Origin of the sequence: Methylobacterium planeticum (assembly GCF_008806345.1) — a bacterium.
GTDB classification, from domain to species: domain Bacteria; phylum Pseudomonadota; class Alphaproteobacteria; order Rhizobiales; family Beijerinckiaceae; genus Methylobacterium; species Methylobacterium planeticum.
This window is the reverse complement of record NZ_VZZJ01000014.1, coordinates 17,146-29,374: the sequence shown is the minus strand read 5'-3', so window position 1 is coordinate 29,374 and position 12,229 is coordinate 17,146. Positions and strand designations below refer to the sequence as shown.

Annotated in this window: 10 protein-coding genes and 1 pseudogene; 6 read left to right on the top strand and 5 right to left on the bottom strand. The window is 69.7% G+C overall.

Annotation, left to right across the window (positions count from 1 at the left end):
- The first annotated feature begins 56 nt into the window (after positions 1–56).
- Entirely contained in the window at positions 57–911 is an 855-nt protein-coding gene (locus F6X51_RS16300) for a GNAT family N-acetyltransferase (protein ID WP_210250315.1), read from the top strand.
- Positions 912–935: 24 nt separating this feature from the next.
- Here F6X51_RS16300 and F6X51_RS16295 read toward each other — a convergent pair whose 3' ends face one another.
- The gene (locus F6X51_RS16295) at positions 936–1,346 is read right to left on the bottom strand and encodes a hypothetical protein (RefSeq protein WP_150964737.1); all 411 of its coding nucleotides are present in this window, start codon (positions 1,344–1,346) and stop codon (positions 936–938) included.
- A 267-nt stretch (positions 1,347–1,613) separates the two neighbouring features.
- Here F6X51_RS16295 and F6X51_RS16290 point away from each other — a divergent pair, with 267 nt between their 5' ends.
- Complete coding sequence (locus F6X51_RS16290; RefSeq protein ID WP_150964736.1) at positions 1,614–1,844, top strand: hypothetical protein; 231 nt, start codon at positions 1,614–1,616, stop codon at positions 1,842–1,844.
- A 40-nt stretch (positions 1,845–1,884) separates the two neighbouring features.
- On the opposite strand, the gene putA is transcribed toward F6X51_RS16290, so the two are convergent.
- The 4 genes from putA to F6X51_RS16270 all read right to left on the bottom strand — a co-directional run bounded on the left by putA (position 1,885) and on the right by F6X51_RS16270 (position 9,351).
- Positions 1,885–5,577: a trifunctional transcriptional regulator/proline dehydrogenase/L-glutamate gamma-semialdehyde dehydrogenase gene (gene putA / locus F6X51_RS16285; protein WP_210250314.1), complete on the bottom strand. Its 3,693-nt coding sequence runs from the start codon at positions 5,575–5,577 to the stop codon at positions 1,885–1,887.
- Between the two features lie 241 nt (positions 5,578–5,818).
- Positions 5,819–6,622 (bottom strand): IclR family transcriptional regulator, encoded by an 804-nt coding sequence (locus F6X51_RS16280; protein ID WP_150964734.1) that lies wholly within the window; start codon positions 6,620–6,622, stop codon positions 5,819–5,821.
- A 15-nt stretch (positions 6,623–6,637) separates the two neighbouring features.
- Positions 6,638–7,996: an MFS transporter gene (locus F6X51_RS16275; RefSeq protein ID WP_150964733.1), complete on the bottom strand. Its 1,359-nt coding sequence runs from the start codon at positions 7,994–7,996 to the stop codon at positions 6,638–6,640.
- Positions 7,997–8,058: 62 nt separating this feature from the next.
- The gene (locus F6X51_RS16270; RefSeq protein ID WP_150964732.1) at positions 8,059–9,351 is read right to left on the bottom strand and encodes an ArgE/DapE family deacylase; all 1,293 of its coding nucleotides are present in this window, start codon (positions 9,349–9,351) and stop codon (positions 8,059–8,061) included.
- Between the two features lie 287 nt (positions 9,352–9,638).
- On the opposite strand from F6X51_RS16270, the gene F6X51_RS16265 reads away from it, so the two are divergent.
- The 4 genes and pseudogenes from F6X51_RS16265 to F6X51_RS29175 form a co-directional block, all read left to right on the top strand.
- Positions 9,639–10,109, top strand: coding sequence for a YidB family protein (locus tag F6X51_RS16265; protein ID WP_150964731.1), 471 nt, complete (start codon positions 9,639–9,641; stop codon positions 10,107–10,109).
- A gap of 203 nt (positions 10,110–10,312) precedes the next feature.
- On the top strand, positions 10,313–11,773 hold the full coding sequence (locus F6X51_RS16260; RefSeq protein WP_150964730.1) for a helix-turn-helix transcriptional regulator: 1,461 nt from the start codon (positions 10,313–10,315) through the stop codon (positions 11,771–11,773).
- A gap of 95 nt (positions 11,774–11,868) precedes the next feature.
- Entirely contained in the window at positions 11,869–12,021 is a 153-nt protein-coding gene (locus F6X51_RS16255) for a CsbD family protein (RefSeq protein ID WP_150964729.1), read from the top strand.
- 75 nt (positions 12,022–12,096) lie between these two features.
- Positions 12,097–12,198, top strand: a pseudogene (locus tag F6X51_RS29175) (CsbD family protein); the annotation flags it as partial.
- Positions 12,199–12,229 lie beyond the last annotated feature (31 nt).

Genomic DNA, 12,229 nt, shown 5'->3' with positions numbered 1-12,229 from the left:
ACGCTGTCCGCGTACCGCCCCTGAGCCGTCAGGACGGCGGACGAGGAGACGACGCCATGACGGGCGCTCTCGATGGCCGGATCGCGATCCGGACGATGTCGCTCTCCGAACTTGGAACGGCCCTCGATTGGGCCGCAACGGAAGGTTGGAATCCAGGTCTCTACGACGCCGCCTGCTTCCAGGCCGCCGACCCCGACGGCTTCCTGATGCTGTGCGTGGACGACGAGCCGGCCGGGTCGATCTCGGTCGTGCGCTACTCCGACGATTTCGGTTTCCTCGGCCTCTACATCGTGCGGCCGGGCTGGCGCGGGCGAGGACTGGGTCGCCGCCTCTGGGCCGCGGGCCTCGACCACCTCGCGGGTTGCACTGTCGGCCTCGACGGTGTGGTCGAACGGCAGCCCGATTACGCGCGGGCCGGCTTCGTCACGGCCTACCGCAACATCCGGTACACCGGCCCGCCCTGCTCTCCGGCGCCGGGCGATCCGCGGATCATGCCCGTCGATGACGCGCTCCTGCCGGCCGTGCTCGCTTTCGACCGGCGCTTCTCCCCTGCAGGGCGCACGACGTTCCTGCGCTGCTGGCTGCGGGGCGAGGGCCGAAGCGCGAGGGCCTTCGTCGTTGACGGCGCGGTCGCGGGCTACGGCGCCGTCCGCCCCTGCCGGGTCGGCCACAAGGTCGGCCCCTTGTTCGCGCGCGATGCCGCCGTCGCGGGCGCGCTCCTCGCCGAGTTGACCCACGGCGTCGCGGGACCGGTGGTGCTCGACCTGCCAGAGCCGAACCGCGCGGCCGTGCGGCTCGCGGATTCCCTCGGCTTCGCCCCGAGCTTCGAGACGGCCCGGATGTATCGCGGGCCGCGACCGGACCTGCCCCTCTCCGAGACCTACGGTGTCACGACCTTCGAACTCGGCTGACCAGCGCTCCGCGGTCGCCGCCCCCTACATCTGCGATTGCTTGCGGTTGCGCTTGGCAGCCTTCGCGCGTCCCGTCCCGGGCCGCCCGCCGGCCGCTTGGCGCATACGGGCCGGGGCCCGGGGCGCATCGCGCGGGACACCGATCACCTCGGGCGCCGGTCGATCCCGCCCGATGGACATGAGATTGGGCCGCGGCCGGTCCGCAACGTCGCGAATGGCGCGGCTGAGCCGGGCCGGGAGGTCGGCCTCTTGCGCGAGTTCGCGCCAGGAGACGGTGGCCATGCGACTGCAGATGAAGTCGCCGGACAGGGCCGTCAGGCCCAAGGTGGTCAGCCGCAGCTCGACCGCGATACCGGTCTCATCCCTGACAAGCTGGGTCTGCTCCCAGGCAGTCTGCAGTATTGTTGCGAAAGCTTCCTGAGAGTGCTGCATCATGTTACGCTCCAACGCGACATTTCCGTGAAATTCCGGAAGATCAAGCCTGCGCGTTGCTTCAAGGCAGGAGGGTGGCAGCGCAGAACTCCGTCGGAAATGGTACGGCTCGGCTCGCCGGCTGCGGCCGACGCGCTCATGGCCCGATCGGCGACCGAGGGCTGATCGGCATCCGTCAGGGTGCTGGGCTCCGGCCAAGCTCAAGGCTGCGCATGCGTCCGCACGCCGACGCCGCGGTGATGCGGGGACGGGCACGCCGGACCGGGCTGGATGATCCTGACGACCCTTCCCCTCTGGCTGTCCGACGTGCTGACGTCGGGTTTCACCTTCTTCGGGGCTGAGAACCCGTTCGTGCAGACGATCATGACCGAAATGCTGTCGGTCCTGATCCTCTTCGGGCTCCTCGTCATCAACGTGATCGACCACCCGGCCGCGGGCTCTGTGCGGGTCGGGCCCGAGGCCCTCATCACTGTGCTCGCAGATTTCGACGCGGCGAGGTGACTTTGTCGATTGGTCCGATCGGGGGGCTCGCAGTCTCGGCTCAGGCCAGCGACATCAGGCTGGCATTGCCGCCGGCCGCGGTGGTGTTGATGCTGGTCGAGCGCTCGATCAGCAGCCATTCGACGGGATAGGGCGCGTCGCTCTCCGGGTCGGGCCGCGCCGCATGGATCGGCACGATCGGGCCAGGCCGTTCGGCGAGGGCCTTGGCGAGTGCGATCAGGGCGGGCGCGGGGCCCTGCCACAGCACAGCCGAGACCGCGTCGAGATTGCCTGCCGTCTCGACGGAGATCCAAGGCCGCAGCCCGGACGGCAGGCCCTCCAGCACAGTGCGCGCCGCGGCAGGTGCCCGGACCACGGCACGATTGCCGCAGGTTAGCGCCGCGGAGACTTGGGCAATGAGGGCGGCCTCCTCCTCTGCCGCGCAGAGGATGGGCCCACGCGGCTGGAGGCCGTACAGGTTTGTCTCGCCGACAGGGCCCGGCAGGGTGACTTCCCGGCCGAGGGGATTGGCCGGAGTCGTCACGGAGAAGCCCCGGTTTCGCACCCAGTTCGCCCACTCCAACGCTGCGGCCGGGACCCGCCCCGGCGGCAGACCTGTCTCGGCCTGATACGAGGCGAGCAGGCGTCGCAGGTAGAGCGGGCCCCCGGCCTTCGGACCCGTACCCGAGAGCCCGTGCCCGCCGAAGGGCTGGACGCCGACCACCGCGCCCACGAGGTTGCGGTTGACGTAGACGTTGCCTGCCCGGCTCAGCTGCCGTGCCCGGGCGATCGTCTCGTCGATGCGCGTGTGAATGCCGAAGGTCAGGGCGTAGCCGGTGGCGTTGATCTGCGCCATCAGCCGGTCGAGTCCTCCGCGGGGAAAGCGCACTACGTGCAGCACCGGGCCGAACACCTCACGGGTCAGTTCGGGGACACCGGACAGCTCGATGACGGTCGGGGGCACGAAGCTGCCCGCGGCGCAGGCGACCGGCAGGGCGGATTGGTGCACCCGCCGCCCCGCCGCCCGCATGGCCGCGATGTGCTCGAGGATCCCACCCTGCGCCTCCGCGCTGATCACCGGGCTGACATCGATCGCGAGCCGGTCCGGGTTGCCGATGGTGAGCTCGGCCATCGCCCCCTTCAGCATGGCGAGCGTCCGCTCGGCCACATCGTCCTGCAGGCAGAGCAGGCGCAGCGCCGAACAGCGCTGCCCGGCCGAGTCGAAGGCGGAGGCGAGCACGTCCACCACGACCTGTTCGGTCAATGCCGAGGAATCGACCACGAGGGCGTTCTGCCCCCCGGTCTCGGCGATCAGCGGGACGGGCCGTCCATCCGGGTTCAGCCGCTCCGCGAGACGCATCTGAATCAGCCGGGCGACCTCGGTCGAGCCGGTGAACATCACGCCGCGCACCCGCTCATCGCCGACGAGGCGGGCGCCGACATCGCCGCGACCGGGCAGGAACTGCAGGGCGGAGACCGGCACGCCGGCCTCGTGAAGCAGGCGGACCGCCTCCGCCGCGATCAGCGGCGTCTCCTCGGCGGGCTTGGCCAGCACCGCGTTCCCGGCGGCGAGGGCGGCCGCGACCTGACCGGTGAAGATCGCCAGCGGAAAATTCCATGGGCTGATGCAGAGCACGGGCCCGAGGGGACGGTGGGTCTCCTCCATGAACGCGCTGGCCTCGCCCGCGTAGTAGCGCAGGAAATCCACCGCCTCGCGGATCTCCGAGACTGCGTTCGCGACGGACTTGCCGGCCTCCCGCACGAGGAGGCCGATGAGTTCGGCTTGGCGCGCCTCTAGACGGTCCGCCGCGCGCCTCAGGCAGGCGGCGCGCTCACGCGGCGGAACGCGGGCCCAATCCGCGTGCGAGGCCTCCGCCGCGGCGAGCGCCGTCTCGACATCCGCGGCCTCGGCCACCATGACCGTGCCGACGCGGTCACGCCGGTCCGCCGGGTTGATGACCGGCTCCGCGGCGTCCTGTGGCGCGGTCGTTGCGGTTCGCCCGGTCACAATAGGGGCGGCATGCCAGGATGTCGTCGCGCTGGACCGGAGCGCGTTTGCGAGTTCGGCAAGGGTGCCCTCGTTCGAGAGGTCGAGGCCCGCGGAATTCGCCCGATCAGGGTAAAGATCGCGCGGGCGTTTGATCGCGCGGTGTGGCAGGCCGAGGGGCTCGATCGCCAGCGCCTCGGCCACCGGATCGCGGGCGAGCTCAGCGACCGCTACCGCCGGATCGGCGATGCGGTGGACGAAGGAGGAATTGGCGCCGTTCTCGAGGAGCCGCCGCACGAGGTAGGCGAGCAGCGTCTCATGGGTCCCGACCGGCGCGTAAATGCGGCAGGGCCGATCGAGCTTGTTGTGGCCCACCACCTCCTCGTAGAGGGCCTCGCCCATCCCGTGCAGACATTGGAACTCGTAATCGCCGATCTGAAAGCCCTCGCCCGCCATGGTGTAGATGCTCGCCAGGGTCTGGGCATTGTGAGTGGCGAATTGTGGGAACACCGCGTCCGGCGCGGCGAGCAGCTTGGCTGCGCAGGCGAGGTAGGACACGTCGGTGTGCACCTTGCGGGTGAAGACCGGGAAGTCTTCCAGGCCGTCGACCTGGGCCCGTTTGATCTCGCTGTCCCAGTAGGCGCCCTTGACGAGGCGGACCATGATCCGGCGGCCGGTGCGGCGCGCGAGGTCGATGATGAAGTCGAGCACGAAGGGCGCGCGCTTCTGGTAGGCCTGGACCACGAAGCCGACGCCGTTCCAGCCGGCGAGGGCCGGATCGCCGCAGAGGGCTTCCAGGATGTCGAGGGAGAGGTCGAGCCGGTCGGATTCCTCGGCGTCGATGTTGAGGCCGATGTCGTAGCGCCGGGCCAGCGCCGTGAGGGTGGCGACGCGTGGCAGCAATTCGGCCAGGACCCGGGCCCTCTGGGCACGGATATACCGCGGGTGGAGCGCCGAGAGCTTGATCGAGATGCCGGGCCCCCCGTAGAGCCCGCGTCCCACCGCCGCCCGGCCAATGGCGTGGATCGCCCGCTCGTACTCGGCGTGGTAGCGGGTGGCGTCCGCCGCCGTCAGGGCGGCCTCGCCGAGCATGTCGAAGGAGTAGCGAAAGCCGTGCGCCTCCATCCGAAGGCTGTTCTCCAACGCGCGCTCGATGGTCTCGCCGGTGACGTACTGCTCGCCCATCATCCGCATGGCGAGGTCGACGCCGTGCCGGATCAGGGGTTCGCCACCCCGCGCAATCAAGCGCGTCATCGCGGCGGTCAGGCCGCTCTCGCTGACGGCCCCGGTGAGCCGGCCGGTGACGAAGAGGCCCCAGGTCGCCGCGTTGACGAAGAGCGAAGGGCTGTGGCCGAGATGGGCAAGCCAGTCGCCGCGGCCGATCTTGTCGCGGATCAGCGCGTCCCTCGTCTCCGCATCGGGAATGCGCAGCAACGCCTCGGCAAGGCACATCAGCGCGATCCCCTCCTGGCTCGACAGGTCGTACTCGCGCACGAGACCGTCGACGCCGCTCCGGTGGCCCTTGGCGCGCAGGGTGCCGACGAGCCTGCGCACCAGCCGGCCCGCGGCCTCGGCCCGAGCAGGCGATAGGGTCGCGGCGGCGATCAGCGGCGGCAGGCAATCCGGCTCCGGCCGCCGATAGGCCGCCGTGATCTCCGCCCGGAGCGGGCCCTGCGGATCGAGACCGTCCGCGAAGGCCGCGAACAGCTCCGGCGCATCGAGCGTTCCGGAGGGCTGATGGACCGGATGGTCAAGCGGGTCGTCCATGGCTGTCCTGTCCGTTGCCTCGGCCGTCGCGGCGCTCAAGCGGAGAGGGGCGGCGCGCCTGTCCTCACCTTGCGCAAGCAAGCTTCTCGCCCTGCGGGGGCGGCGCGCTCGCCCTATTCCCTCGGTCGAGCGCGGGGCTGCTCGACGTGAACGCATCAGGAGCCCAGACGCGTTCCGGAATCCGGTCGGATCGCGGCCACAGGGCGCGCGCGGCCCGTCGCATGTGTCCTGGCACAAGCCGTCAGGCCAGGTTCGCGCCGATCTCGGCGGCGGCCCGAAGGATCGGCCCGAGCTGGTCCCCGCAGGAATCGGCCGCGATCTGGCCCGTGAGCGTCGTGATGCTGAGGGAGCCCGCCAAGGTCCCGCTCGGCTCGAAGATCGGCGCGCCGAGGGCGCAGAGACCCACGACGAAGTCGTCGACGGCGAATTCCCAACCCTGTACCCGGATCCGCGCGGTCTCCGACCGAAGTTGATCAGGCTCAGTCTGGCTCGCGGGCGTCCGGGCGGTCAGCGGACGCGACAGGGCCGCCTCGCGCTCCTCCGCGGGGAGGAATGCCAGGAGTGTGCGGGGACCGGCGCCGCAATTCAGCGGGATGCGCGTGCCGATCGTTGACCATGCGACCTCGACGCTGGGTCCCGGAGCCCGGACGCGGCCGACGCAGAGGGCCGATCCCTCGTGGTGAACCCACAGGAAGGCCGTGGCCCGGGTCTTCGCGGCGATCTCCGCGAGGTAGGGAGCTGCGACTTCATGGAGATCGCGCCCCGTCTCCACGGCGGCCCCGAGTTCGAGCACCCCGATCGTCAGCGCGTAGAGCCCCGTCCGCTCGTCGTGGGCGACGAGGCCGCAGAGCGCCAGGGTGTGCAGAAGACGGCGCGCCGTGCCCTTGTCGAGGCTCGTCGCGACGGCAAGCTCGGTCAGCGTCCGTCGCGGCTTCTCCGCCGTGAATGCCTTCAGCAGGGCCACCCCACGGTCGAGCGCTCGAACGAGCGGCACCCCGGGTTTCGGGGCGATGATCTCGACCGGCCTGATCTCGACGCCTCCCATCCCGTCCCTGTCTCTTCAACGTGTCGGCCGGGGGAATGCCCTAGCTTGCCTTGTCTCGGCCGCGACGGCCAAGGCGGCGGCCCGGCGCTGATGTCCGGCCAGGAGCGTCACGCAGACGAAGGAGATCACCGCCAGCGTCGTGGCGAAGGCGGCGATCGGCCACCAATGCCCGCGGAACTGCTCCGCCAGGATGGTGCCGATGACCGGCGTGAGGCCCCCCGCGATGGCCCCGCAGAACTGGTAGGCGATCGAGATCGCGGTGTACCGGACCCGCGTCGGGAAGGCGTTCGCCACGTAGCCGGCGATCACGGCGTAGAAGGTCGCGACGCCGATGATGTTGATACACAGGCCGAGGATGATCGCCCAGACCGCACGGGTGTCGACGAGCAGGAAGAGCGGGTAGGGCGCCAGCATCGCCCAGATCAGGGCGATCTGCAGGAACAGGCGCTCGTTGCGGATCGCTTCCGCGATGCGAGCGCCGACCGGCGTCATCACGAGCTGCACGAAGGCGCCGACCAGGAGTGCGTCGAGGATCGTCGCCCGCTCGATGCCGAGATACTGCGTCGTGTAGGCGATCATGAAGGTGTTGAAGAGGTAGACCGAGGCGATGCCCATGGTGTTGGCGCCCGCCGCCAGCATCAGCGGCGTCAGGCTGGTACGCAGCACCTCGCGGATCGGCGCCTGCGCCGCGCCGACCTCGCGCTGAGAGCGCTCGAAGTCGGGGGATTCCTCGACGCCGAGACGGATCGCGAGGCCGACGAGGAGCAGGACCGCGCTGACGAGGAAGGGCAGCCGCCAGCCCCAGTCCAGGAAGGCCTGCTTGTCGAGGAGGCTGGCGAGGCGGAACGCCAGCAGCGACAGGATCTGTCCGGCGGGGCTGCCGAGCTGCGCGAAGGACGCGTAGAATACGCTCCGGCCCTTGGGCGCGTGCTCCGCCGCGAGCAGGACGGCGCCCCCCCACTCGCCACCGACCGCGATGCCCTGGATCAGGCGCAGGACGACGAGGAGCGTGGGCGCCCAGAAGCCGATCGAGGCGTAGGTCGGCAAAAGGCCGATGCCGGTGGTCGCCAGGCCCATCATCACGAGGGTGACCACGAGCGCCCGCTTGCGGCCGAAGCGATCCCCGAAATGACCGAAGATCAGGCCGCCGACCGGGCGGGCCAGGAAGCCCACCGCGAAGGTGCCGAAGGCCGACAGAGTCGCGATGAAGGGCGTCGATTCGGCGAAGAACAGGGGCCCGAACACCAGGGCGGCGGCCGTCCCGTAGATGAAGAAGTCATACCACTCGATCGTGGTGCCGACGAAGGAGGCGATCGCGGCGCGCCTGGACTGGTTTCGCGGCCCGGTCGTCGTCGCGGCGGATTGCGTGGTCATGGTGCTGGCCCCCTCTCGCGTCGGACCCTGGGCCGACAGCGCCGTGATCGTTCACCCGCCGCTCAAGCCTCGATCGGCTCGAGCCCGCACCATTGCGCGACGAACAGGGCGATCGTCGTGGTGACGCGCTTGAGGGAGGCGAGGCTGACGCGCTCGTCGAAGCCGTGGATGTTCTGCGAGATCGGCCCGTAGCAGAGGGCCGGGATCCGGTCGTAGAGGGCGTAGACGCGGGTATCGAGGTAGCCCGCCGTCATGAACGATTCGAGCGGACGGCCCGTCACGACGCGATGGATTTGTTCCAGCACCGCCTCGGCCTCGGAGCCCGGTTCCAGAACGTAGCCCTCCGCGTGGAAGCCGTTGAAGGTCACCTGAGGCGGGTTGTTCGACAGGAAGCTGTCGGTGCGCGCGAAGGCGGCGAGGCGCTCGGAGATCGCCCGCGCGGCATCCGCCGCCGTCTCGCCCGGGTAGAATGCGATCCGGCAATCGATCCGGCACCAGCCCGGCACCGAGGAGGCCCAGTCGCCCCCCTCGATCTTGCCGATGTTCAGGTTGATCGGATGCGCCTCGTCCGCGAAATGCGGATGCGCGCCCTTGCGCGCGTTCCATTCCGCCTCAAGGGCGCGCAGCTCCGCGATCACCCGGTAGGTGGCGTCGATGGCATTGGAGCCGGACGTCATCTCGCGCACGTGGACGGGCATGCCGCGGACCTCGACGCGGAACCACAGCACCCCGGTATTCGCCCGCACCAGCTTCTCGTCCTCGGGCTCCGGGATCAGCACGGCGTCGGCCCTGAACCCGCGCAGGTGGGTCATCAGGGCGCCGTTGCCGGTCGATTCCTCCTCGACCACCGACTGCACGTAGACCGTCGCGGCCGGCTGCATCCCGATCCGGCGCAGGGCGTCGAGGGCGAACAGGTTGGCCGCGTGCCCGGCCTTCATGTCGGCGCCGCCGCGGCCGTAGAGCCAGTCCCCCGCGATGACGGGCTCGAAGGGGCCGTGCGTCCACATCTCGGCCGGCCCCGGAGGCACCACGTCCACGTGCGCCTGCAGGATCAGGGACCGCCCGGCCTCGCGGCGCGGCCGGTGGATGCCGACGACGATCGGCGCGTCCGAGTGCTCGGGCGTGACGGCCGCCCCGCCCGGATGCGCCGCGAGAGCGGCCGGGTCCATCGGGAACCGGTCCATCGCGTAGCCGCGGCTCCTCAGGGCGCGGAAGACATGGTCCTGGATGGCGTGCTCCGCCCCGCGCAGGGAGGGAAAGCGGATCATGTCCTGCGTGAAGGCGACCTGCTCGTCGAACCCGCGCTCGACCGAGTCTTGGATGGCGGCGCGGAGCGTGTCGTCGATCGGCGTCATGGGGCGACCTCTGCGGATGCCTCGCTGCCGAAGGACGGACCGAGGCGGAAGATCATCGTTCGCGTGGTCCCAAGGTCAGCATGTTGCCATCAAGTGTCAATCTGTGAATTCGATGTCATCTGATGACACGATATGTCTGTCGTAGACGCGCGATCCGCCGACTGACGGGCACCGCGCGCCGGCGAACCGGGCTCGGCCGCGGTTCGATCGCGCACGCGGCTGGTCCGCTGCCGGAACCAAGCCAAGTTCGGCCCTCTTGAATCCGAACAGATCAGGGAGGACTTGCGATGAGCCGCGGATATCCGTCGATGACGGCGTTGCTCGGGTTGCTCGCCGTCGCGGGCTATCAGAACCGGGACAAGATCGCCGAGCTGCTGGGAGACCTCGGCAAGGAGCCGAACCGGGCGCCGGGGCAGGCCGGACCGGCAACGGGCCAGAGCACGGCGCCCTCGGGCCTCGGCAACCTGCTCGGCGGTGCGGGTGCGGGTGGCGTCGGCGGACTGCTCGCCAGCGGCTTGAGCGAACTCGTCGATCACTTCACCCGAAACGGGCATGGCGAGACCGCGAAATCCTGGGTGGACCAGGGCCCGAACCGGGACCTGCCCTCGTCCGATCTTGAGAAGGCGATCGGCCCCGACATCCTCTCCACCCTCGCCCAGCAGACGGGCCTCTCGCGCGAGGAACTTCTGTCCCGTCTCTCGCGGGACCTGCCGGGTGCCATCGACCGCTACACGCCGGATGGCCGCGTCCCGGCCTGACCCCGGATCTCTCGAACTGACCGCCCCCGCCCCCGCGAGGGGCACCGCCGCAACGGAGCTCAGCATCGCGAAGCACTACGCTTCACGATCACGGCATTAGTGCTGTTATACCACCGATCCGGCTAAGCGGTCCGGAACTGCCGGACCGTCCCCTTGTTGAGCGCTCGACCGATCCGCGTCGACAGGGAAGCAGGGCCGAGCTGGTGACGCAGGGCGTCGACAGATCAGAACTTCGGCAGATCATCGCCGGCCTGACCGAGGGGATCATTCTGGTCGAGCCCGACCAGTCCATCACCTGGGCGAACGAGGCGGCCCTCGCCATGCACGGGGCGGCGACCCTGGAGGAACTGGGCGAGACCGTCGATGCCTACCGGGCCCGCTTCTCGCTCCGCTACCGCAACAACCGCGCCCCCGACCAGTACCCGATCGAGCGCGTCGTTGCCGGCGAGACCTTCCACGACGTCATCGTCGAGGTCACCCGCACCGATCGGCCCGACGTCGATTTCGTGCATTCCCTCCGCAGCCTCGTCGCCACCGACCGGGACGGCAACCCGAGCTGCCTTGCTCTGATCCTGCAGAACGTGACGCCGCAATTCGAGGCGGAGGAGCGCTTCGAGACCACGTTCAACGCCAATCCGGCGCCGGCCGTGATCTGCAGGCTCGCGGACCTGCGTCACGTCAAGGTCAATGCCGGCTTCTTGGAGATGACCGGCTACACCCGCGACGCCGTGATCGGGCGCAGCGTATACGAGGTGGACGTCCTGGCAGGGGCCCGGAACCGCGACCTGGCGATCTCGCGGCTGAACGAGGGCGGCACCATCCCGCAGATGGAGGCTTGCCTGACCCTGCCCGATGGCGGCACGCGCTTCGTCATCGTGGCGGGTCAGCCGATGGAGATGGGCGAGGAGCCCTGCATGCTCTTCACCTTCGCGGATCTCGAGCTGCGCCGAAAGGCCGAGTCGGCCTTGCGCCAGAGCGAGGAGCGCTTCGCCAAAGCTTTCCGCCTCACCCCCGTCCCGACGCTGCTCGCCCGGGCCGAGGGCTTCACCATCACGGGGATCAACGAGGCCTTCTCCCGGGTCTTCGGCTACGGCGAGGACAGGATCGTCGGGCGGGCGCCGGGCGAGATCGGGCTCTGGATCACCGATACGGCGCGCATCCGCTTCGAATCCGCCGTGACGCGCACCGGCTACGTGATCGGCCTGGAGACCTGCCTGCGCCACGAGGACGGTGCCGAACTCGACTGCCTGATCTCGGCCGAGCGCGTCGCGATCGGTGACGAGGACTACATCCTCGCCGTCCTGCAGGACATCACGGAGCGCAAGCGCTCGGAGCGCGACCTGTTCGCGGCGATCGAGGCGGTGATGAGCGACACCTCCTGGTTCAGCCGCGGCTTGATCGAGAAGCTCGCCAACCTGCGCCACCCGGGGCAGGAAAGCCCCGAGGAACCAGCCCTGAGCCTCACGGTCCGCGAGCGCCAGATCCTCAACCTGATCTGCTCCGGACAGAGCGACGACGCGATCGCCAAGCGCCTGAACCTGTCCCGCAACACGGTCCGCAACCACAGTGCCGCGCTCTACCGCAAGCTCGGCGTCCACAAGCGGACCGAGGTGATCATCTGGGGCCGCGAGAACGGCTTCCCGACCACCGCGACTGGTCAATAGGATCGACGTGACTGGTAATTTCGCATCATCGGCTTGCGGCCAGTCGGGTCCGCTTGCTCGAACGAGCGATTTCACGCGCAGGAGTTGCAGAGCTCATGAGCAAGGACAAGAAGCAGCCCTCCGCCGACAGGCTCAAGAGTTCGGTCAAGGACGCGATCGGCAAGCTGACCGGCGACGTTCGCGTCGAGACCGAGGGCAAGGGTGAGAAGCGCCGGACCAAGCCGGAGCGGACGCCGCCGAAGACCTGAGGCTGAGACCCGACGGGGCACCGAAGCACCCGCGAACGTTGCGCCGGCAACGAACGCAGACGCAAGGAGACGAAGATGGTTGATCTCGATCGCCTGACGGGCGTCGCCAGGGAACTCGGCGGCAAGGTGCAGGGCGCCGTCGGAGACATCGTGCGGTCGCACGGCGACTCGGTCGAACCCGGGCGGTGAATCCAACGACGCCGGGCTA

Coding starts and splice junctions, on each gene's coding strand:
- F6X51_RS16265 (WP_150964731.1), top strand. CDS start 9,639: ATGAGCCGCGGATATCCGTCGATGACGGCGTTGCTCGGGTTGCTCGCC.
- F6X51_RS16280 (WP_150964734.1), bottom strand. CDS start 6,622: ATGGGAGGCGTCGAGATCAGGCCGGTCGAGATCATCGCCCCGAAACCC.
- putA (WP_210250314.1), bottom strand. CDS start 5,577: ATGGACGACCCGCTTGACCATCCGGTCCATCAGCCCTCCGGAACGCTC.
- F6X51_RS16275 (WP_150964733.1), bottom strand. CDS start 7,996: ATGACCACGCAATCCGCCGCGACGACGACCGGGCCGCGAAACCAGTCC.
- F6X51_RS16295 (WP_150964737.1), bottom strand. CDS start 1,346: ATGATGCAGCACTCTCAGGAAGCTTTCGCAACAATACTGCAGACTGCC.
- F6X51_RS16290 (WP_150964736.1), top strand. CDS start 1,614: ATGATCCTGACGACCCTTCCCCTCTGGCTGTCCGACGTGCTGACGTCG.
- F6X51_RS16270 (WP_150964732.1), bottom strand. CDS start 9,351: ATGACGCCGATCGACGACACGCTCCGCGCCGCCATCCAAGACTCGGTC.
- F6X51_RS16255 (WP_150964729.1), top strand. CDS start 11,869: ATGAGCAAGGACAAGAAGCAGCCCTCCGCCGACAGGCTCAAGAGTTCG.
- F6X51_RS16300 (WP_210250315.1), top strand. CDS start 57: ATGACGGGCGCTCTCGATGGCCGGATCGCGATCCGGACGATGTCGCTC.